A 19,551-nucleotide genomic window follows, 5' to 3' on the forward strand; every position below is an offset into this window, starting at 1 on the left:
TATAGCGTGGTGGGCGGGGAGCGGTCCACCGCCTCGCGCAACGCGCCTGGAACTCCGGCGATACCCTGGCGCCATGACCACGGTCCCCGCCCCGGCGCTGTCCCTGCGCGGGCTCGTGAAGCGCTTCGGCCACACGCTCGCGGTGGATCGCATCGACCTCGACATCCCGGCCGGGTCCTTCTACGGGGTGGTCGGACCCAACGGCGCGGGCAAGACCACCACGCTGTCGATGGCGACCGGGCTGCTCCAGCCCGACGCGGGCACGGTGGCCGTGCTCGGGATCGACCTCTGGTCCTCGCCCGAGGCGGCCAAGCCGCTCATCGGGGTCCTGCCGGACGGCCTGCACACGTTCGACCGGCTCACCGGCGGGGAGCTGATCTCCTACGCCGGACGCCTGCGGGGCCTCGACCGCGAGGTGGTGCGCGCCCGACGGGACGACCTCCTCGCGGCGCTGGACCTCGAGGACGCGGGTCGCACGCTCGTGATGGACTACTCGGCGGGCATGGCGAAGAAGATCGGCCTCGCGTGCGCGCTCGTGCACGCTCCGCGTCTGCTGGTGCTCGACGAGCCCTTCGAGGCCGTCGACCCGGTGTCCGCCGGCGCGATCCGGCGCATCCTCGAGGAGTACGTCGCGACGGGCGGCACGGTGGTGCTGTCCTCGCACGTGATGGCGCTGGTCGAGCGGCTCTGCGATCACGTCGCCGTCGTCGGCCGCGGGCGCGTCCTCGCCGCGGGAACCCTCGCGGAGGTCCGCGGCGGCGCCCTCGACCTCGAGGAGCGGTTCGTGGCGCTCGTGGGCGACGAGCGCGAACGGCGGGACCTCACGTGGTTGCGACAGTCGTAGCGATCCGCCTGCGCGCGGCGTGGCACCTCGCACGCCGCGAGTGGTGGCGCCTGCTGGTCGCCGGCCTGGGCGTGACCTGGATGCTGACGATGCTCCCGTGGCTCGTGTGGGGCGGCGCGGCGCTCGCGCGCCAGAGCGACGATGTCCGCGCCGACCTGCTCGTGGGGCTGGTCGCCGTGCTGTCGATCGGCTGGACCGTGGTGCCGCTCATGGTCGCCGGGCTCGACGACACGCTCGAGCCGGCGCGCTTCCGCACGCTCGGGGTGTCGGCGCGGACGATCATGCCGGGCCTCACCGTCGCGGCGTTCCTCACGATGCCGGCCGCGTTCTTCGCCCTCGCGCTCGGGCTGCTCGGGCTCTCGTGGCGGGGCAGCGGGGCCGGGGTGCTCGCCGTCGCGGCGCTCGGGCTCGCGCTCGCGTACGGCTCCATGGTGCTCGGCGCGCGCGTCAGCGCGGCGTGGGCGGCGCGCGTGCTGTCCTCGAGGCGGGCCAAGCTCGCGACGTTCGCGGTGCTCGCGCTCGCGCTCGCCGCCGCGGCGCCCGTGGCGCTCGTGCTCTTCCGCGACGGGCTCACGGCGGTCATCGGCGCGGACGTCGAGGTCCTCCTCGACAGGCTCGGGACCACGCCGCTCGGCGCGGGCGTCGCGGCGCCGGCGTACGCAGCGGCGGGCGACTGGGCGGGAGCGGGCTGGCGGATCGCGATGCAGGCCGTGTGGCTGCTCCTGGTGCATGGGGTGTGGCGCGTCAACGTCGCGCATCAGCTCGTGGCGCCGTTGGGGCGCGGGGGAGGAGCGCGTCGCCGCCACGACCGGATCCTGGACCCGGTACGGGGGCTCGTGCACCCGCGCGACGGCGCGACGGCGGCGGTGCACGCGCGGCTCGTCCGGGCGTGGGTGAGCGATCCCCGCTACCTGTCGTCCCTGGTGGGCGTGATGCTCCTTCCCGTCACGTTCTTCGCGCTGGTGATGCCCGTGTTCGACCTCGACCGGCGATGGGCCTACCTGGTGCCGATCGTGCTCGCCGTGACCATCGGGTGGGGCCGGCACAACGACGTCGCCTTCGACTCGACCGCGCTGTGGCTCGACGTCGTGTCGGGCAGGCTGGGTCAGGCGGTGCTGCGCGGGAGGCTCGCGGCGACGGCCTCGTGGGCGCTCCCGCTCATCGTCGTCGTCGCGCTCGCGACGGTCGCGTGGGGCGGGCGCTGGGCCGATGCCCCCGGGCTGCTGGGGACGTGCGTCGGCGTGCTCGGGGTGAGCCTCGGGGTCGCGGCGCTGAGCGCGGTGCTCGTGCCCTACCGTGCGCCCGCGCCGGGAGCGAGCCCGTTCGGATCGGAGGTCGGCGCGGTGGGCGCGGGCCTGGTCGCGCAGCTCGTGTCGTCGCTCGTGCTCCTGCTGCTCGTGCCGTTCGTCGTGGTGCCGTTCGTGGTCGCGCTGGTGGCCGAGGCGCCGGGCTGGGGCGTGGTCGCATGCGTGCTGGGGATCGCGACCGGGATCGGCGCCTACGCCGGCGGGGTGCGCGCCGCGGGGGCCGTCTACAACGCGCGCTCGGGACGGCTCCTGGCGTCCGTGGCATAGCGATGGCCCGCGCGTACCATGGTGCGCATGAGCGAGACCCTTGAGCCGATGACCCAGCCGCAGGGCGGCACCGCGACGATCGAGCGCACCGACACCCAGGAGCTGGTGGAGCCCGGCGACGCCGAGCGGTTCGCGCACTACGTCAAGAAGGAGAAGATCCTCGAGTCCGCGATGAGCGGCGAGCCCGTGATCGCCCTGTGCGGCAAGGTGTGGGTCCCCGGGCGCGACCCGAACCGCTTCCCCGTGTGCCCCGCATGCAAGGAGATCATCGACGGCGTATTCGGTCCCGACGGCGACGAGTAGCCGCGCGGGGGCGCCCTGCGGCCTTACGCTGAGCGCGTGGGTACCCAGGAGCGGCTCGAGCCGGGCGCAAGCGTGCGCACGCGCGTGCGCGAGCCCTGGGTCACGGTCGTCTGGAACGATCCGGTCAACCTCATGAGCTACGTCACCCGCGTGTTCCAGGAGTACTTCGGCCTGCCGCGCCAGGAGGCCGAGGCACGCATGCGCGAGGTGCATGAGAAGGGCCGGTCGGTGCTGAGCAGCGGGAGCCGCGAGCAGATGGAGGTGCACGTCCAGGCGATGCACTCCTACGGGCTGTGGGCGACGCTCGAGCGGGCCGACGCGTGAGGGCCTTCGCGGCCCGCGACGGCGCGGCCGTCGCCGCGCTCGACGAGGACGAGCGCCTGGTCATCGCGCGCATCGTGGCCGATGTGGGCCTTCTCCTGGGTGGCGAGTCGTTCGGCAGCGCGCCGCACTCGACGCTCCCGCACCGCGAGGATCTCGCGGAGAGCCTGCGCTTCCTCGACGAGCTCGCCGACGCGCCCGCGGAGCCGGACGACCCGGCGCTCCTGCGGCTCCTGCCCAACGCGGCGCCGCGCGAGCGCGAGGTCGCGGACGAGTTCCGCCGCCTCACCGAGGAGGACCTGCGCGCGACCAAGCTCGCGCGCCTGCGCCGCATGTGGGAGGAGCTGAGCCAGGACTCGGACGAGTGGGTGGTGCCCGCGGACCACGTGATGCCCACCGCCGCCGCGCTCACCGACGTGCGCCTCGTCATCGCCTCCCGGCTCGGGCTCGAGAGCGACGCGGATGCGGAGGCGCTGCACGCGGACATCGCCCGCGCGGGCGAGGCGATGGAGTCGGACGCCTCGCCGGAGCCGGCCATCGACCCCGAGCGCGTCTGGCTCGGGATGCTCTACGACGCCCTCACGTGGCTCCAGGAATCGCTGGTGTCCGTGTCGCTAGGAGGACAGGGATGAACGACGCGCCCATCGGCGTGTTCGACTCGGGCGTGGGCGGCCTCACCGTCGCCCGCGCGATCATGGACACGATGCCGCACGAGTCGGTGCACTACGTCGGCGACACCGCGCACGGGCCCTACGGACCGCTCGGGATCGCGGAGGTGCGCCAGCACGCGCTCGACATCATGGACGCGCTCGTCGCCGACGGCGTCAAGACGCTCGTCATCGCGTGCAACACGGCCTCCGCCGCGGTGCTCCGGGACGCGCGGGAGAGGTTCTCGCGCGAGCGCGGGATCCCGGTGGTCGAGGTGATCCTGCCCGCCGCGCGCCGAGCCGCGTCGCTGTCGCGCTCGCGTCACGTGGGCGTGATCGGCACGGTCGCGACGGTGACGTCCGGGGCGTACGACGACGCGCTCGCGGGGGCGCCGGACCTCACCATCACCAGCCAGGCCTGCCCACGGTTCGTCGAGCTCGTCGAGGCGGGGGAGACCACCGGTCCCGAGGTGATCCGCGTCGCCCGCGAGTACCTCGCGCCGCTCCAGGAGGCGGGCGTGGACACGCTCATCCTCGGGTGCACGCACTACCCGCTGCTCGCCGGCGCGATCGCGTATGTCATGGGCCCGGACGTGACCCTGGTCGACTCCGCCTCCGAGACCGCGCGCGACGTCTACCGCGTGCTCGCGGCCAACGGGCTCGAGCGCGAGGCGCACACCGCGCCCAGCCACCGCTTCTACGCGACCGGTCCGCGCGACCGCTTCGAGGCGCTCGCCCAGCGCTTCCTTGGTCCCGTGGTGACGCAGGTGGAACCTCTTCCCGAAGTGGAGGCGGCCCAGTGAGGCTCACCATCGTCGGCTCCGCCGGCTCGACCGCGGGCCCCGACGCGCCCGCCTCCTGCTACCTCGTCGAGGCGGACGATGCGGACGGCCGCACGTGGCGCATCGTCCTCGACCTGGGGTCGGGTGCCATCGGGCCGCTCCAGCGGTACTGCGACCCCGCGCGCGTCGACGCCGTGGTGGTGTCGCACGGGCACCCCGACCACTGCGCCGATCTCGCGGCGCTCTCGGTGCTGCGGCGCTACGGGCCCGCGGCCGATGAGGACCTCCCGCCGCTGATCCTGCTCGGCCCCGAGGGGCTCGACCAGCGCATCGTCCAGATCGCGGGCTCCGAGGACCTGACCGCGCTCGCGACGTTCGACTTCACCGCCGTGGGCGACGGCGACACCGCCGCCGTCGGGCCGTTCTCCTTCACGTTCGCGCGTGCCTGGCATCCCGTCCCGGCCGTCGCGGTGCGCGTCGCGGGGCCGTCGGCGCTCGCGGACGGGCCGACATCCCTGGTGTTCACGGGCGACACGGATCGCTGCGACGAGGTCCTGGGCCTCGCGCGCGGCGCCGACGCCCTGCTCGCCGAGGCCGGCTGGGCGCACTCACGTGTCAACCCCGAGGGCATCCACATGAACGGCACGCAGGCGGGCACGCTCGCGCGCGATGCGGGCGTGGGCGAGCTGATCGTCACGCACATCGCCTCGTGGGTGGATCCCGCCGGCACGCTCGAGCTCGCGACCGTGGCGTACGGCGCGCCCGTTACCCACGCGGTCCCGGGCGAGACGCACATCCTCTGACCCGCGCCCGTCCGACAGCCGCAACGGAGCGAGTCCCGGATGTGCGGCGTGTCGCGGCCCGTGACCGATCCCACCCACGGCGGGTCGGGACCAGCTCCGTTGCTGCTGTCAGGGGGCGGATAGGCTCGTCACCATGACGATCACCCGTGCCGACGGCCGCACCCCCGACCAGCTCCGCCCCATCTCCTTCGAGCGCGGCTTCCAGCGCAACGCCGAGGGCTCGTGCCTGGTGACGTTCGGCGGGACGCGCGTGCTGTGCTCCGCGTCCTTCACCGAGGGCGTGCCGCGCTGGAAGAAGGGCTCCGGCGAGGGCTGGGTCACCGCCGAGTACGCGATGCTCCCGCGCGCGACCAACACGCGCAACGACCGCGAGTCCGTGCGCGGCAAGATCGGCGGCCGCACCATGGAGATCAGCCGGCTCATCGGCCGCTCGCTGCGCGCGATCATCGACGTCAAGGCGCTCGGCGAGAACACCATCGTGCTCGACTGCGACGTGCTCGACGCGGACGGCGGCACCCGGACCGCCGCGATCACCGGCGCGTACGTCGCGCTCGCGGACGCGATCGAGTGGGGACGCAAGCACGGCGCCATCAAGCCCGGCGCCCAGCCCCTCAGCGGTTCGGTCTCCGCCGTGAGCGTGGGCATCATCGACGGTGTCCCGATGCTCGACCTGCCGTACGTCGAGGACGTCCGCGCCGAGACGGACATGAACGTGGTGATGACCGGGGTCGGCGGCTTCGTCGAGGTGCAGGGCACCGCCGAGGGCGCGCCGTTCTCCAAGGAGGAGCTCGACGCGCTGCTCGCGCTCGCGACCCAGGGCAACGCGGACCTCGCGGTGCTCCAGGCGATGGCGCTGGAGGACTGATGGCGCGTCTCGCGATCGCGACGCACAACGCCCACAAGGTCGACGAGATCTGGGCGATCCTCGCGCCCTCCCTGTCCGGGCTCACGCGCGAGGACGTGGCCTCCGCCAAGGAGCTCGGCGCCCCGAGCCCCGTCGAGGACGGCACCACGTTCGCGGAGAACGCGCTCATCAAGGCGCATGCGCTCGCCGCCGCGACCGGGCTGCCCGCCATCGCCGACGACTCGGGCATCGGCGTCGACATCATGGGCGGCGCGCCGGGCATCTTCTCCGCGCTGTGGTCGGGCGCGCACGGGCAGGACCAGGAGAACCTCGAGCTGCTCCTCGCGCAGATGGCGGACATCCCGGACCAGCACCGTGGCGCCGAGTTCGTGTGCGCCGCCGTGCTGGTGATGCCCGACGGCCGCGAGCAGGTGTGCCGCTCGATCCTGCGCGGCGAGCTGCTGCGCGCGCCCGCAGGCGAGGGCGGCTTCGGGTACGACCCGATCTTCCGCGCGCAGGGTGAGTCCGTCTCCAACGCGGAGCTCACCGCCGAGCGCAAGAACCAGATCAGCCACCGCGGCAAGGCGTTCCGCGCCCTCGCCCCTCACGTGGCCGAGGCGCTCCGGGCCTGAGATGACCAGGCCCCGCCCGGTTCGGGACGCTCAGTCCTCCGATCCGGACGCGGGGGCCGTGCGCGGGACTCCCGTCCTGCCGGACCGCCTCGGGCCCGGGCTGCGCGTCGTGTTCTGCGGCACCGCCCCGGGGCTGGCGTCGGCGGCGCGCGGGCACTACTACGCCGGCCCGGGCAACCGCTTCTGGCAGTACCTGGGGGAGGCCGGCATCGTCCCCGAGCCGCTCGCCCCGGGGGACGATGCGCGGGTCGCCCGGTTCGGCATCGGCCTCACCGACCTGGTGAAGACCATGGCGCAGAGCCACGATCGCGGCCTCCCGTACGACGTCCCGGCGCTCGCCGCGAAGGTCGCCGCGCATCGTCCCCGGTGGATCGCCTTCACGTCGAAGGAGGCCGGCGCGCAGGCCGCACGCTGGCTCGGGCGGCCGCGGCCGGGGCTCGGTGCCCAGGACTGGTCGTTCGCGGGCGCGCGCGTGTTCGTTCTCCCAAGCCCGAGCGGGCGCAACCAGGGGCGCGCCCACTACGACGGCCGACCGAGCCGCCTCGACTGGTGGGCGGAGCTGGCCCGCGTCCTCGAGAGGGAGCCCTAGATCGCGGCGCCGCAGTGCGCGAGAGCCTGACGGACCAGCACGTGCTGGCCGCCGGCCATCTCCGCGGCCACATCCTCGCTCGCGGCCTCCTCGGGCGTGAGCCAGGTGAGGTCGAGCGCGCCCTGCTGCGGCTCGCAGTGCCCCTCGACGGGCACGACGTAGACCAGCGCGACGGCGTGCTGGCGGGAGTCGTGGAACGGCGTGACGCCCTTGGTCGGGAAGTACTCGGCGACCGCGAGCGGCACCGGCGACAGGGGCACCTGCGGCATCGCCGCGAGCCCCAGGTCCTTCTCGAGGTTGCGCACGATGGCGTCGCGGATCCGCTCGTGCAGCAGGACGCGCCCGGCGACGATCGCGCGGGACATCGCGCCGTCGATGGCCCTGAGGAGCAGGCCCACCTCGGTGATCTCGCCCATGGGATTAATCCGCACGGGGATCACGTTGACGTACACCAACGGGAGCTCGGAACGGACGTGCTGCAGCTCGCGGTCGGACAGCCAGCCGGTGGGTTCGTCAGGGAGCTCGGCCATATCGGTCATGAGTCTTTTCTACCCCGAGTCTGCGCGTGGCCCGTCAACCGCGCCGTGACGTGACAACCTGGATACCGAAAGCCCGCACGCAGGGAAGTGATAGGATACCCCCCGGGGTATTACTGCCGAAGAGAGGAAGCAATGGCAACTGTCGAGCTGACCACCGACACCTTCGATGAGACCGTGAGCAAGGACGGCATCGTCCTCGTGGACTTCTGGGCCGAATGGTGCGGCCCGTGCAAGCGCTTCGCGCCCATCTTCGAGCAGTCCTCGGACGTCAAGCCCGAGATCGTGCACGCCAAGGTCGACACCGAGGCGCACCAGGAGCTCAGCGTGAAGTACGGGATCACCGCGATCCCCACGCTCATGGCGTTCCGCGACGGCATCATGGTCTTCAACCAGGCCGGCGCGCTGCCGGGCCCGGCGCTCGAGCAGCTGATCGGCGCCGTCGAGGGCCTCGACATGGACGAGGTCCGCACCAAGATCGCCGAGCACGAGTCCGCGCAGGGCTGAGACGGCTTCACAGGGCCCGGTCCTCCCGCAGGGGAGGGCCGGGCCCTCTGCATGCCCGGCCTCCAGGCGCCGCTCCGGATCAGAGGCTGCGGGCGGCCGCGAGGGCCACGACGCCCAGCGCGATGACGGCGCCCGCGGCGACGATGCCGAGCACGCGGACCACGCGCGGCGACACGCGCGCGCCCACCGCCGATCCCACGATCGCGAGCCCCGCCTGCCACAGCAGCGAGCCGAGCCCTGCCGCGATCACGAAGACGAGCGGGCCGGCCGCGGCCGTCGTCACGGTGGTGACGACGCCGGCGAGCGCGACGAAGTACACGACGGTCGCGGGGTTGAGCGAGGTGAGCGCCACGAAGCGCGCGTAGACGCGGAGCGGGCGGCCCCGGACGAGCTCCGCGGCGGGCGCGGGCGGCCGCAGGGCGCCGCGCAGCAGCACGAGCCCGATGCCGATGAGGACCACGCCCGACACGACCGCGATCGTGGAGCCCCACGGCGCGAGGGCGTCCGCCGCATACGCGCCGAGCCCGACCGCGACGGCGCAGTACGCGAGGTCCACCGTGGCGACCCCGGCGGCGGCGGCGAGGCCCGTGCGGAGCCCCTGCAGCATGGCCTCGCGCAGGATGAGCACGCCGATCGCGCCGAGCGGCATCGCCACCGCGAGCCCCGCGACGAACCCTGCCGCGGCGAGCGTGAGGAGGTCGTGGGTCACGGCGACATCGTGGCATGCACCTGGCCTGACGCGACAGATCCCGCACCGGCGGGCCGGTGCGGGATCCGAGAGTGCGCGAGGGGGGACTTGAACCCCCACGCCCGAGGGCACTGGAACCTAAATCCAGCGCGTCTGCCAATTCCGCCACTCGCGCGCGGGGTCCAGGATACGGGCGCGCGACGGCGCCCGGCCCACGCCCGCGGCGGTGTCAGTCGATCTTGAGGTCGCGGCGCAGCTTGGCGACGTGGCCGGTGGCCTTGACGTTGTACTGCGCGAGCGCGACCTTGCCGTCCTCGTCCACCACGACGGTCGAACGGATCGAGCCCTCGACCTCCTTGCCGTAGAGCTTCTTGAGGCCCCACGCGCCGTAGGCGTCCTGCACCGCGCGGTCCTCGTCGGACACGAGCGTGAACGTCAGGCCCTCCGCCTCGCGGAACTTCGCCAGCTTCTCCGGCGAGTCCTTCGAGATGCCGACCACCTCGTAGCCCTCGGCGTGGAGGCGGTCGAGCGAGTCGCGGAAGTCGCACGCCTGCGTGGTGCAGCCCGGCGTCATGGCGGCGGGGTAGAAGTACAGGATGACCTTGCGGCCGCGCAGGTCCGCGAGGCGGAACGTGCCGGAGTCGGTCGATGCGGTGAAGTCGGGCGCGGTGTCGCCCACGGCGAGTCGGGTGTCGTTCATGATGCCTCCAACGCTAGCGCGGGGGACACGATTCCACCGCCGTGCGTCGGTGCGTGCCGAAGCGCGTCTCGCGTCGCTACACTCGCGCCCAAGGGGGCGTTCATGGTCGTAGCAGGGGATTCGGCGTGTCCGTTGTGCGGGGATCCCGCGTCTGACCAGCCCGGCGGCGCGTGCCCGGGCTGCGGTGCCGATCTGGGCGACCCGGCGGCGCAGCGCCTGCGAGAGGCCGTGGCTGCGGTGGCGCTCTCGCAGGCGGCCTACGATGCCGCGCGGGTCCAGCTGGATCGCGATCTCGCGGCGCGCGAGCGCGCCCGGGTCGAGCTCGGCGCGACCAGGTTCAGGATGCGGCGCCTGGGTCCGGAGGACGATGCGCCCCGCGAGGATGCGCCCGTCGCGCCGCCCGCCGCCTCCGCACCGCGCGACGTCTTCGCGGTCCCGGGACCGTACCGGCCCCGGGCGCCACGCGCCCCTCGGGTCCGCACGGCACGCCTGCGGACCGCGCTCACGGCCCCGGTGCTGCTGGGGATGGCGGGCGCCGCGCTGCTCATCGCGTCCGCGATCGTGTTCGTCGCGGTGACGTGGGAGACGATCCTCCCGGCGCTCCAGGCGGTCATCCTGCTCGCCATCGCTGCGGCCGTGGGCGTGCTCGCGCGCTGGGTGCTCCGCCGGGGCATGCCCGAGCCCGCCGGTGCCATCGGCGTCGTCTCGGCGGCCTTCGCGGGCACGTCCGTGGTCGCGCTCGAGCGCACGGCGGACGTGCTCGGGGTCTTCACCACGCCGGCCGCGCTCGTGGTCGCCGCGGCGACGGCCTCGTTCCTTGCGCGCCGCGACGTGCCGTGGCTGTCGCTCGCCGCGGCCGCGACCGTCCCCGTCGCGGCCCTCATCGCGGTGGCGGGCGCCAGCGCGGAGTCGGGGGCCGCGGGCCTCGCGCTGTCCGCCGCGGTGGCCGTGGGCCTGCTCATGGTCGCGGGCGAGCGGTGGTTCGACGGCATGGGCGCGGAGCTCCAGCGCTACGCGGTCGCGGCGCTCGGACCTCTCGCCGTGGTCGCGACCTACGCTCTCGCGGACCTCGAGCCCGGCAAGATCTGGTGGGTCTGGCTTCCTGCGGTCGCGGCGGTCGGCGCGGCGGTCCGTTGGCGCGGGATCGGCGTCACCGCCGCGGTGGTCGCGACGACGTCCGCGGGCGCGGGCATGGCTCCGCTGCTGAGCGAGCCGGCGCTCGCGCTGCTCGTGGTCGCGGCGATCGGCGCGCTGGCGCTCGCGGCCGGCGCCCGCGAGCCCGCGCTGCAGCGGGCCGTCGCGTGGGGGCTCGTCCCCGCGGGCATCGCCGCCGTCGTCGCCGCGGTCGCAGGCCTGGGTATCGCGATCGACGCGCGCGGCGCCGCAGCGGCGGCACCATGGGCGTGGCCTGCGGGCCTGGCCGCGATCGGCGCCGCGAGCATCGTCGCGCGGCGCTGGGAGGATGCGGAGCACGCGCGCGCCGTCCTGACCACCGGCGCTGCGATGGTCGCCGCCGCGACCGTGCCCGCCGTGCTCGCGCTCGCGCCTCCGCCCGGCGGTGGAGCCGCGATCGCCCTCGCCGCGGCGTCCGTGGCGGCGCTGCTCGCGGGTGCGGCGCGCGCGTGGCCCGCGGGGCCGGCGCGCCTCACCGTCGCGCTCGCGGGGGTGGCCACGGGCGCCGGGGGTGCGCTCGTGGGCATGGCGGCGTGGGCATCGCCCGGGGACCGGTGGCCGTGGCTCACGCTCGCCGGTGCCGCCGTCCCGCTCGCCCTCGCCCTGGCGGCGGTCCGTCGGGCGCCCCGGGCGCTCGGCGCTCTCAACGTGCTGCTCTTGACGCTCGCTCCCGCCGCCACCGTGCTCCGCCTCGGCGGCACGGAGGTGTGGGCAGGTGCCGCCCTGGTGGCCGCCGCGGCGGCGCTCGTGTGGTTCCTCGCGGGCGTCGCCCCCGCGGCCGCGCGGTGGGCGCTCGGGGGCCTCGCGCCCGCGGCGGTCCTCCTGGTGGTCGCACTCGCGTGGGGTGGTGTCGCGGCGATCGACGTGCTCCGCCTCGAGGGAGCCGCGGGGCCTCGCAGCTGGCTGCTGGCCTGCGGGCTGACGCTGCTCGCGGGCGTGGTGGCCTCGGCGGCGATCCGAGGGCGCGCGATCGGCGACGGTGACCATGCACGGCTCGGCGAGACCGCCGGAGCGGTCCTCGCGACCGCATGCGCAGCCGTCGGGACGGCGGCGGTCGCGTCGGCGGGCGCGGGCGAGGTGGCCACGATGGGCGCGGCGCTCGTGCTGTCCGCGGCTGCGGGAGCCACCGGATGGTGGTGGCGCGACGCGCAGGCCCGGGCGGTCGCGCAGATCGGCGCCATCGCGTGGGTGACGGCGCTCGCCCTGCGAGGGGTCGCGGGCATCGCGCTCGGCCTGGTCCCGCCCGTGACGGGCGCGGCGGTGGTGCTGGGGATCGCCGGCCTGCTCGCGCTCGCCGCTCTGCTGGTCCCGCGCTTCGCGACCGCGCCCGCGGTGGCGATCGCCACCCTGGTGGCGCCCGCCTGGGTGAGCGGTGAGGGCGGCGGCCCCGTGGCGGTCGCGCTCGCTGGGGCGACGTCGGCCGCCGGCGCCGCGTGGCTGCTGCGTGTGCTCGGCGAGCGCCCTGCCGCCGCGGGCCGGTGGGGGCTCGTGCCCGTCGCGCTGTGGGCGCTGCCGGGCTTCGCCTCGACCGCGGTCGCCTGGCTGCGTGCCGTGTCCGATGCGTGGGAGGGGACCGGCGCCGGGACGCCCGTCGACCCGCTCGCCGTCCCCGCCGCCGCTGTCGCGGCGGCCGGGCTGCTCGCGGCACGGCGGCTGCGAGTCGACGCCGCGACCATCGTCGGGGCGGCATGCGTGCTCGCCGCCGCGGCCGTCCCGACGCCGTGGTCGGCGATCGTGGTCGCGGCCGTCGCCGTCGCCGGGCTCGCGGTGCTCGGACGCTGGACGGTCGGCCCCTGGCATCCCGTGATGATCGCCCTCGCGGCGGTGCTGATGGCGGGGATGCACCCGTGGGCGCAGGTCGCGGCGCACGCGGTGGTCGCCGCGGTGCTTGTGCTGATCGCGCGACGCCTGGTCGCGTGGCGCGAGGTCGGCGGGCTGGTCGCGGTGGCCGCGGGCGCCATCGCGGCGCGCCTCGCGGTCGGCGAGCTCGGCGGGGAGGAGGTCGCCACGGCGGCGCTCGCCGGCGTCGCGTTCGCGGGCATCGTGGCGCTTGCGCGACTCGACTGGATCCCTGCCGTCGCGGTGGCACGGGCGGGTGCGGCCGCATCGATCCTGGTCCTGGCCGCGGGCATCGTCGCGGACGATGCGACGGCGGCCGGCCTCGGGATGCTGGTGGTGTCCGCGGGCTGGCTCGCGCTGCGCGAGCCGGCGCCGTTGCCCGCCCGGGTGGGCGCGGCGATCGGCGCGACGCTCGGTGTCGGGCTCGTCCTGAGCGGCGCCGGCATCGAGGCGCTCGAGGCGTACACGATCGTGCCGGCGGCGTGGGCGCTGGCCGAGGGTGTCGCATGGATGCGGCGCGATCCTGAGCTGGCGAGCACCACCGCGCTGGGCGGCGGGCTCGCGCTCGCGATCGTGCCGAGCCTCGTCGCGATCGCGGTGCAGCCGGGCGCGCTCGTGCGCACCGTCGGGCTCACGCTTGCGGTGGCGGCGCTCGCGATCGTGAGCGTCCGAACCAGGTGGCTCGCGCCCGCGGTCGCCGCGGCCGCGACGGCCGTCGCCCTCGCGCTCGTCCAGGTCGCGGTGCCCGACCCCGAGCTGCCCCGCTGGATCGCCTTCGCGGCCGTGGGCGCGGTGCTGCTCGGGCTCGCCGTCGCCTACGATCGGCTGCGCCAGCTCAGGTGAGCCGGGATGCCGGAGGCGTCCCCGTGCCGATTTCACTTTCGCGTAGAAGTCAGGTAGTGTTTTCTCTCGCGCCGCGGTAGCGGAGCGATGCGCCTCTAGCTCAACTGGCAGAGCAGCTGACTCTTAATCAGCGGGTTCAGGGTTCGAGTCCCTGGGGGCGTACCACACACGAAGGCCCGGTCCGGATGGACCGGGCCTTCGTCGTTCCCGGCGGACGTCGGCATGCCGATCCCCGTCCGGCGCACGCACGATTCCGCGCCCGATTCCGCCGAATCACGCATTCCGTCGCGATCAACACTGGCCAAGCGCGCATCGGTGCGCTACAAGTAGAGGCGTGGACAAAAGGGACGAAGGCGGACCATTCGGTACGCCGGAATCCTGCAAGGGTCCGCGAGGCGAGGGTTCCTGGTCTGTGGCGCGGTGAGCGCTGTCGGCCGGTGCGCGCGCCGTCCAGGGGGGATCACAACACGGGGGTACGTGATGGGCAACGCTGAGAGGGCTGGCGACAGCTCGACCTTTTCCGGGAAGACCGTGTTCATCACGGGTCACAGCGGATTCATCGGAGCGTGGCTCGCCACGGTCCTCGACCACCTGGGAGCGAACGTCGTCGGCTACTCGATCGACGACGACCCCTCCTCGGCGGAACGGGCCGTGTGGCTCGAGGAGATGGGCGTCCACCGCATCGTCGGTGACGTCCGCGACCGCTCCCGCCTCTTCGCCGCGCTCGAGGTGACGCGGCCGGACGTCGTCTTCCACCTCGCGGCGCAGGCGATCCTGTGTCGCGGCTTCGACGACCCTCACCTCACCTTCGACGTCAACCTCAACGGCTCGCTCAACATCCTCGAGGCGGAGCGCATCGGGCTCATCCCGTCGCTCGTGCACGTGACCTCGGACAAGTGCTACGTGCCCATGTCCGCGGACAGCGGCATGCTCACCGAGGACAGCCCCATCGGCGGGCACAGCCCGTACTCGGCCTCGAAGTCGATGTGCGAGAGCATGTTCGCCGAGTTCATGGACCTGCCCCGCCTGGGCGGTGCCCCGCACCGCGCCGGCTCGGTCCGCCTGGGCAACGTGATCGGCGGCGGCGACGATGCGGACCGCCTGGTCCCCAACTGCATCCGCGTGTTCCAGGACGACCGCGTCTTCGCGGTCCGCGACCCGCTCGCGGTGCGACCCTTCCAGCACGTGCTCGACGTGGTCGACGGGTTCGTGCGCCTGGGCGCCCGGCTGCTGACCGCGACCGAGGAGGACGTGCACGCCCTCAACTTCGCGCCGCCGACCGCGGGCCACACCGCGGGCGAGATGGTCTTCGAGCTCGCGCGGGCCTGGGGTGACGAGGCGCTCATCAGCCCCGAGCGCGACGTGTGCGGCTTCCCCGAGGACAAGCTGCTGTGGCTCGACGGCTCGCGCGCCGCGGACCTGCTCGACTGGCACCACGCCTTCGACCTGCGCCGCTCCGCCGAGCGGATCGTCGACTGGGTGCGCAGCGTCGACGAGGGCGCGACCGCGGCCGAGGCCACTCGCCGCCAGGCTGCCGAGTACTACCTCGAGCCGGTGCATGTGGAGGCCGCGGCCTGACGGACGCGCCGCCCCCGACGTCACGAGGCCCCGGTCCAGCGGACCGGGGCCTCGTCGTCGGGAGGTGGCGGTTCAGCCGAGCTCGCCGTCCGAGCTGAACACGAGACCGACCATCACCTGGCCCTGGCGCAGCGCGTTCTTGGTGAGCGGCCCGCCCGCGTCGAGCGAGTCGAACTGCGCGACCTCGAGGCCGTACTCCTCCTCGAGCCCGATCTGGCAGAACGGGCGCTCGGGGCACTCGGGAGGCCCGCCGAGCGAGATGGTGCCGCAGGTCTCCGCGAGCCCGGTGAGGGACGTGACGCCGTACTCCTCCGAGAACGCGGTGGTGACGGCGAATGCGTTCTGGTCCTGAGCGGCCGAGGGGGCGCCGAAGACGAGCCCCGCGTCGGTCGCGAGCGGCTCGAGCGCGGCGACGGTCGCGTCGACGTCGCCCGAAGCCACGGGCTCCGCGTCCGCGCCGTTCGCGGCCAGGTTGAGGTACTCCGTCACGGTCGCCGCGTACTCCGGGACCACCTGGATCTCGCCGCTCTCGAGCGCGGGCAGGTACGTCTCGCGGGAGCCGATGGTCCGCACCTCCGTGTCCCAGCCGGCGGCGTCCAGCACGGCGGCGTAGATCTCCGCGACCGTGATGTTCTCGGAGAAGTTCGCGGCGCCGATGACGATCGATCCGGAGCCCTCGTCGGGTGCCGCGATCGAGTTGTCCGCGACGAACTGCGTCGCCGCCTCCTGGGAGGTCGCGCGATCGATGTCCACCGCCTTGTTGAGCGCGATCAGGTCGTCCGTGGTGAGCACCGCGGACACCGCGTCGAGCGCCGCGATCAGCTCGGGGGTCGCGGCGTCCCCGTTGATCGCCGGGATCACGTTGTCGGCGTTCTGCAGCATCGCATCGTCCTCGAGGACCACGAGCGTGTCTCCCGGCACGGGCTGGCACTCCTGGGCCATGGAACCGCCGGAGGTCGAGCCCATGGTCGAGGCGTCGTTGCTCTCCAGTGGAAGCGTGTCGGAGCCGGAGCTGCAGCCGGCGAGCAGCAGGACCGCGGTGGCGGTGCCCGCAAGGATGGCGTTCGTGCTTCTCATGTCGCTCCTCCGGTGGGGGTCTGTCCATGGTGCGCAACCGGGGTGCGAGGGTGTTTGTTCCCCCGTGACCCGGCTTCCAGGCTATTCACCATTCGCCGCGTCCGCGAGGGCGGATGGGTCGGAACAGGACGATGCGTGGGTCAGGCGGCGGCGACCGTGGTCGCGCGCAGGGGGAGGGGCGTCGCGACGCGCTGGGCCCGGCTGAGCAGCTGGTCGATCCCGAGGCACAGCGCCGCGATGAGGATCCCCCCGGCGAGCACCTGACCGTAGCGCTGCGTCGCGACGCCGGTGTTGATGATCACGCCCAGCCCGCCGCCCGCGACCAGCGCGGCGAGGGGCACGGTGGCGACGGTCTGCGTGGTGGAGGTGCGCAGGCCCGCCGCGATGAGCGGCACCGCGAGCGGCAGCTCGACGCGCAGCGCCACCTGGCGACGTGTCATCCCTTGGCCGAACGCCGCCTCGCGCACGTCCGCGTCGACGCCGGCCATGCCGGTGAAGGTGTTGGTGAGGATGGGCGGGAACGCGAAGATCGCGGCGGCGATGATCACCGCGCGGTTCCCGAAGCCGATCGCGGAGGCGGAGAACAGCGTGAGCAGCGCGAGCGTGGGCATGGCGCGCGACACGTTCGAGATCACGGTGGTCGCCCCGCCGCCTCGGCGGATGTGCCCCAGCCACAGGCCCAGCGGCAGCGCGAGCGCGGCCGCGATCGCGACGGCCGCGAAGGACATGTAGAGGTGCTCGATCGCGAGCGCGATGATCGAGTCCTGCTGGAAGCGCGGGGAGCCGTCGAGGTTGGTGCCGAACATGCCGTGCGCGCCCGTCCAGCTGACGGGGTCGGTGAGGTACTCCCACGCGTCGCCGATGCTGCTCATGCGACGGCGCTCCTCGCGCGCGAGCGCGCCCACGGCATCGCCCACCGTGCCGCCAGCACCAGGAGCAGGTCGAGCACGAGCGCGAGCGCGAGGCACAGCAGCGCGCTGGTGGCGATCTGCGCGCGGTAGTTCGACTGCATGCCCCGGAACATCAGCTGACCGAGCCCGCCATAGCCCACCACCACACCCACGGTCACGAGCGCGACGGTGGAGACGGTGGCGATCCGCAGCCCGGCGACGATGCTGGGCAGCGCGTTGGGGAGCTCGACGGTGAGCAGCAGACGGGTGGGGGAGTAGCCCAGCCCGCGCGCCGCGTCGACAACGTCGGGGTCGACCCCCTGGAGACCGACGAGCGTGTTCCGCACGAGCACGAGCAGCGCGTATGCGACCAGGCCGATGAGCACCGTGGTGCGTCCGATCCCGGTGAAGGGCGCGAGCAGCGCGAACAGCGCGAACGACGGCACCGTGTAGAGCACCCCGGTGAGCCCGAGGATGGGGCCGGACAGCCGCGGCGAGCGGCGCGCGAGCATCGCCATGGGCAGCGCGAGCGCGATCGCGATGAGCATCGCCTCGACCGTGAGCGTCGCGTGGATCTGGAGATGCTCCCAGACCTCGCCGCCGCTGCGGCGCAGGTAGTCGAGCGACAGCCAGGGGTTATCCACCCTTCGACCGTACACGGCGGGTCCGACGGGCCCTGGGGCGGTCACGCTACGGTGGACCGATGGACTCCAGCGGGATCCGCCTCGAGCAGGTGCACAAGGTCTATCCGGACGGCACGGTCGCGGTCGGCGCGCTCGACCTCGAGGCGCGGGCCGGCGAGGTGCTCGCCCTGGTCGGCCCCTCGGGCTGCGGCAAGTCGACCACGCTGCGCATGATCAACCGCCTGGTCGAGCCCACGTCCGGCCGGATCCTGGTGGGCGGCGAGGACGTCATGGGCCGCGACCCGGTCGAGCTGCGCCGGAGCATCGGCTACGTGATCCAGCACGTTGGCCTGTTCCCGCACCGGACGGTCGCCCAGAACGTGGCGACGGTGCCGCGCCTGGTCGGCTGGGACAAGGAGCGCACGCGCGCCCGCGTCGACGAGCTGCTCGAGCTGGTGGGCCTCCCGCACGCGACATACGGCGCTCGCTACCCCCACGAGCTCTCGGGCGGCGAGCGTCAGCGCGTGGGCGTCGCGCGGGCGCTCGCGACGCGCCCGCCGGTGATGCTCATGGACGAGCCCTTCGGCGCGGTGGACCCCCAGGGTCGCCGTCGCCTGCAGCGCGAGTTCCAGGCGCTGCAGCGCGAGCTCGGCACCACCGTGGTGATGGTGACCCACGACATCCGCGAGGCCGTCCTGCTGGCGGATCGCATCGCGGTGCTGTCGCGCGGCGGCGTGCTCGAGCAGCACGGGACCCCCGCCGAGGTGACGCAGGAGCCCGCCAACGACTTCGTCGCCGACTTCCTCGCGGACTTCGGGGAGGCGCCGGCGGCCTGAGCGGCTAGCGCCAGCCGCGCCGCCGCGCCGCCTGATGCGGCATTACCGCCAGCGGCCCCGCCACCATGGCGTCTTGAAGCCCGCGGCGGCGCGTTCCTCGCGCTCGGCGCGCTCCTCCGCCTCGAGCTGGGCGCGGCGCCGGCGTCGCCGACGCCCGGTGGTGACGATGCGGTAGAACACGAAGCCCATCGCGATGAGCACCACCACCACGAGGATGGGCACGAAGATCGCGATGAGGCTGAGCGCGACGGCGGTCGCGTCCTCGGCGAACGAGGCGACGGGCGCGCCCGTGCCCGCGGTCGCGGCGTTCACGGACGGCCGTGAGGCGGACTTCGCGGTGTGGACGGCGGCGGTGACGATCGCGCCGATGATGCCCGCGATGAGCGGGTTCTCCTGCCAGAAGCTGCTCTCGTCGATCACCTGCGCGGCCGCGGTGGCGGCGAAGATCACGCCGCCCACCACCGGTCGCACGAGCGACTGGAGGAGGTCGTTGATGTGGTCGACGCCCGGGATCTTGTCCAGCACCAGCTCAGCGGCGAGCAGCAGCAGGCCGATGATGATGGTGGGCCACGACTGCAGCCAGTCGAGCTGCTCCGGCAGCACGATGAAGTCGGTGAAGCGGGCGAACAGCCCCACCAGCACGAGCGGGATGAACGCGTTGAGCCCCGCTGCGGCGGCCAGTCCGGCGCCGGTGAGAGCTGCGAGCATGTGTCCTCCTCCAGGGGGCGCCGAGCCGCGGCGCCTTCGCAAGGATAGTCTGCGCGGGAACGACGAAGGCCCCGCCGTCCATGACGTCGGGGCCTTCGTGCTCAGGGTGGCTAACGGGACTTGAACCCGCGGCCCCCGCGACCACAACGCGGTGCTCTACCAACTGAGCTATAGCCACCATCGTCCCTCGCGGGACGGAGACCAGTGTACCGGG

21 protein-coding genes and 3 tRNA genes are annotated in these 19,551 nt (G+C 73.9%); 15 read left to right on the plus strand and 9 right to left on the minus strand.

Translation table 11 applies throughout. The features are described from left to right. Positions 1 to 73 precede the first annotated feature (73 nt). The 10 genes from AOM06_RS13085 to AOM06_RS13130 all read left to right on the plus strand — a co-directional run bounded on the left by AOM06_RS13085 (position 74) and on the right by AOM06_RS13130 (position 7,339). Positions 74 to 844 carry an ABC transporter ATP-binding protein gene (locus AOM06_RS13085; protein ID WP_062307493.1) on the plus strand — a complete coding sequence of 257 codons (771 nt, stop codon included), beginning with the start codon at positions 74 to 76 and terminating at the stop codon, positions 842 to 844. Continuing rightward, on the plus strand, positions 826 to 2,418 hold the full coding sequence (locus AOM06_RS13090; RefSeq protein WP_062307500.1) for a hypothetical protein: 1,593 nt from the start codon (positions 826 to 828) through the stop codon (positions 2,416 to 2,418). The genes AOM06_RS13085 and AOM06_RS13090 overlap by 19 nt, the downstream gene beginning before the upstream one ends. A 27-nt stretch (positions 2,419 to 2,445) precedes the next feature. Then, positions 2,446 to 2,721, plus strand: a complete 276-nt coding sequence (locus AOM06_RS13095; RefSeq protein WP_082105590.1) for a DUF3039 domain-containing protein — start codon at positions 2,446 to 2,448, stop codon at positions 2,719 to 2,721. 36 nt (positions 2,722 to 2,757) lie between these two features. Beyond that, a complete protein-coding gene (clpS, locus tag AOM06_RS13100) occupies positions 2,758 to 3,045 on the plus strand; it encodes an ATP-dependent Clp protease adapter ClpS (RefSeq protein ID WP_062307511.1) in 288 nt (95 codons plus the stop codon). After that, positions 3,042 to 3,674 carry a DUF2017 family protein gene (locus AOM06_RS13105; RefSeq protein ID WP_082105591.1) on the plus strand — a complete coding sequence of 211 codons (633 nt, stop codon included), beginning with the start codon at positions 3,042 to 3,044 and terminating at the stop codon, positions 3,672 to 3,674. The genes clpS and AOM06_RS13105 overlap by 4 nt, the downstream gene beginning before the upstream one ends. Further along, a complete protein-coding gene (gene murI / locus AOM06_RS13110; RefSeq protein ID WP_062307518.1) occupies positions 3,671 to 4,492 on the plus strand; it encodes a glutamate racemase in 822 nt (273 codons plus the stop codon). Before AOM06_RS13105 ends, murI begins: the two co-directional genes overlap by 4 nt. Continuing rightward, positions 4,489 to 5,274, plus strand: coding sequence for an MBL fold metallo-hydrolase (locus AOM06_RS13115; protein ID WP_062307525.1), 786 nt, complete (start codon positions 4,489 to 4,491; stop codon positions 5,272 to 5,274). Before murI ends, AOM06_RS13115 begins: the two co-directional genes overlap by 4 nt. A gap of 133 nt (positions 5,275 to 5,407) precedes the next feature. Beyond that, positions 5,408 to 6,139, plus strand: coding sequence for a ribonuclease PH (rph, locus tag AOM06_RS13120; protein WP_174447475.1), 732 nt, complete (start codon positions 5,408 to 5,410; stop codon positions 6,137 to 6,139). Beyond that, the gene (rdgB, locus tag AOM06_RS13125) at positions 6,139 to 6,750 is read left to right on the plus strand and encodes an RdgB/HAM1 family non-canonical purine NTP pyrophosphatase (RefSeq protein WP_228372956.1); all 612 of its coding nucleotides are present in this window, start codon (positions 6,139 to 6,141) and stop codon (positions 6,748 to 6,750) included. Before rph ends, rdgB begins: the two co-directional genes overlap by 1 nt. Before the next feature lie 58 nt (positions 6,751 to 6,808). Then, positions 6,809 to 7,339 (plus strand): mismatch-specific DNA-glycosylase, encoded by a 531-nt coding sequence (locus tag AOM06_RS13130; protein ID WP_228372957.1) that lies wholly within the window; start codon positions 6,809 to 6,811, stop codon positions 7,337 to 7,339. Here AOM06_RS13130 and AOM06_RS13135 read toward each other — a convergent pair. Further along, positions 7,336 to 7,878 (minus strand): DUF4916 domain-containing protein, encoded by a 543-nt coding sequence (locus AOM06_RS13135; RefSeq protein WP_156163710.1) that lies wholly within the window; start codon positions 7,876 to 7,878, stop codon positions 7,336 to 7,338. The two genes, AOM06_RS13130 and AOM06_RS13135, sit on opposite strands and share 4 nt — an antisense overlap. Before the next feature lie 132 nt (positions 7,879 to 8,010). On the opposite strand from AOM06_RS13135, the gene trxA reads away from it, so the two are divergent. Further along, positions 8,011 to 8,382: a thioredoxin gene (gene trxA / locus AOM06_RS13140; protein WP_062307540.1), complete on the plus strand. Its 372-nt coding sequence runs from the start codon at positions 8,011 to 8,013 to the stop codon at positions 8,380 to 8,382. Between the two features lie 79 nt (positions 8,383 to 8,461). Here trxA and AOM06_RS13145 read toward each other — a convergent pair whose 3' ends face one another. The 3 genes from AOM06_RS13145 to bcp all read right to left on the minus strand — a co-directional run bounded on the left by AOM06_RS13145 (position 8,462) and on the right by bcp (position 9,770). Further along, positions 8,462 to 9,091, minus strand: a complete 630-nt coding sequence (locus AOM06_RS13145; RefSeq protein WP_062307544.1) for a LysE family transporter — start codon at positions 9,089 to 9,091, stop codon at positions 8,462 to 8,464. A 72-nt stretch (positions 9,092 to 9,163) separates the two neighbouring features. Then, positions 9,164 to 9,245: transfer RNA gene (locus AOM06_RS13150), tRNA-Leu, on the minus strand. Between the two features lie 54 nt (positions 9,246 to 9,299). Further along, a complete protein-coding gene (bcp, locus tag AOM06_RS13155) occupies positions 9,300 to 9,770 on the minus strand; it encodes a thioredoxin-dependent thiol peroxidase (RefSeq protein ID WP_062307550.1) in 471 nt (156 codons plus the stop codon). 228 nt (positions 9,771 to 9,998) lie between these two features. Here bcp and AOM06_RS13160 point away from each other — a divergent pair, with 228 nt between their 5' ends. From AOM06_RS13160 to AOM06_RS13170, 3 genes are all read left to right on the plus strand, one after another. After that, entirely contained in the window at positions 9,999 to 13,625 is a 3,627-nt protein-coding gene (locus tag AOM06_RS13160; protein ID WP_062307556.1) for an SCO7613 C-terminal domain-containing membrane protein, read from the plus strand. 89 nt (positions 13,626 to 13,714) lie between these two features. Next, positions 13,715 to 13,790: transfer RNA gene (locus AOM06_RS13165), tRNA-Lys, on the plus strand. Positions 13,791 to 14,105: 315 nt separating this feature from the next. After that, the gene (locus tag AOM06_RS13170; RefSeq protein ID WP_082105581.1) at positions 14,106 to 15,203 is read left to right on the plus strand and encodes an NAD-dependent epimerase/dehydratase family protein; all 1,098 of its coding nucleotides are present in this window, start codon (positions 14,106 to 14,108) and stop codon (positions 15,201 to 15,203) included. Positions 15,204 to 15,275: 72 nt separating this feature from the next. On the opposite strand, the gene AOM06_RS13175 is transcribed toward AOM06_RS13170, so the two are convergent. The 3 genes from AOM06_RS13175 to AOM06_RS13185 form a co-directional block, all read right to left on the minus strand. Beyond that, on the minus strand, positions 15,276 to 16,280 hold the full coding sequence (locus tag AOM06_RS13175) for a glycine betaine ABC transporter substrate-binding protein (protein WP_062307567.1): 1,005 nt from the start codon (positions 16,278 to 16,280) through the stop codon (positions 15,276 to 15,278). 140 nt (positions 16,281 to 16,420) lie between these two features. Further along, complete coding sequence (locus AOM06_RS13180; RefSeq protein WP_062307778.1) at positions 16,421 to 17,152, minus strand: ABC transporter permease; 732 nt, start codon at positions 17,150 to 17,152, stop codon at positions 16,421 to 16,423. Next, a complete protein-coding gene (locus AOM06_RS13185; RefSeq protein WP_228372958.1) occupies positions 17,149 to 17,814 on the minus strand; it encodes an ABC transporter permease in 666 nt (221 codons plus the stop codon). The genes AOM06_RS13180 and AOM06_RS13185 overlap by 4 nt, the downstream gene beginning before the upstream one ends. 59 nt (positions 17,815 to 17,873) lie before the next feature. On the opposite strand from AOM06_RS13185, the gene AOM06_RS13190 reads away from it, so the two are divergent. Next, positions 17,874 to 18,629 carry an ABC transporter ATP-binding protein gene (locus tag AOM06_RS13190; RefSeq protein ID WP_082105582.1) on the plus strand — a complete coding sequence of 252 codons (756 nt, stop codon included), beginning with the start codon at positions 17,874 to 17,876 and terminating at the stop codon, positions 18,627 to 18,629. Positions 18,630 to 18,671: 42 nt separating this feature from the next. On the opposite strand, the gene AOM06_RS13195 is transcribed toward AOM06_RS13190, so the two are convergent. Further along, positions 18,672 to 19,337, minus strand: coding sequence for a DUF4126 domain-containing protein (locus AOM06_RS13195; RefSeq protein ID WP_082096938.1), 666 nt, complete (start codon positions 19,335 to 19,337; stop codon positions 18,672 to 18,674). Between the two features lie 105 nt (positions 19,338 to 19,442). Continuing rightward, a tRNA-His gene (locus AOM06_RS13200) sits at positions 19,443 to 19,515 on the minus strand. Positions 19,516 to 19,551: the final 36 nt, after the last annotated feature.

It is taken from the genome of Demequina subtropica, from assembly GCF_000971235.1.
GTDB classification, from domain to species: domain Bacteria; phylum Actinomycetota; class Actinomycetes; order Actinomycetales; family Demequinaceae; genus Demequina; species Demequina subtropica.

Coding starts and splice junctions, on each gene's coding strand:
- AOM06_RS13085 (WP_062307493.1), top strand. CDS start 74: ATGACCACGGTCCCCGCCCCGGCGCTGTCCCTGCGCGGGCTCGTGAAG.
- AOM06_RS13095 (WP_082105590.1), top strand. CDS start 2,446: ATGAGCGAGACCCTTGAGCCGATGACCCAGCCGCAGGGCGGCACCGCG.
- murI (WP_062307518.1), top strand. CDS start 3,671: ATGAACGACGCGCCCATCGGCGTGTTCGACTCGGGCGTGGGCGGCCTC.
- rph (WP_174447475.1), top strand. CDS start 5,408: ATGACGATCACCCGTGCCGACGGCCGCACCCCCGACCAGCTCCGCCCC.
- rdgB (WP_228372956.1), top strand. CDS start 6,139: ATGGCGCGTCTCGCGATCGCGACGCACAACGCCCACAAGGTCGACGAG.
- AOM06_RS13135 (WP_156163710.1), bottom strand. CDS start 7,878: ATGACCGATATGGCCGAGCTCCCTGACGAACCCACCGGCTGGCTGTCC.
- trxA (WP_062307540.1), top strand. CDS start 8,011: ATGGCAACTGTCGAGCTGACCACCGACACCTTCGATGAGACCGTGAGC.
- bcp (WP_062307550.1), bottom strand. CDS start 9,770: ATGAACGACACCCGACTCGCCGTGGGCGACACCGCGCCCGACTTCACC.
- AOM06_RS13170 (WP_082105581.1), top strand. CDS start 14,106: ATGGGCAACGCTGAGAGGGCTGGCGACAGCTCGACCTTTTCCGGGAAG.
- AOM06_RS13175 (WP_062307567.1), bottom strand. CDS start 16,280: ATGAGAAGCACGAACGCCATCCTTGCGGGCACCGCCACCGCGGTCCTG.
- AOM06_RS13180 (WP_062307778.1), bottom strand. CDS start 17,152: ATGAGCAGCATCGGCGACGCGTGGGAGTACCTCACCGACCCCGTCAGC.
- AOM06_RS13190 (WP_082105582.1), top strand. CDS start 17,874: ATGGACTCCAGCGGGATCCGCCTCGAGCAGGTGCACAAGGTCTATCCG.
- AOM06_RS13195 (WP_082096938.1), bottom strand. CDS start 19,337: ATGCTCGCAGCTCTCACCGGCGCCGGACTGGCCGCCGCAGCGGGGCTC.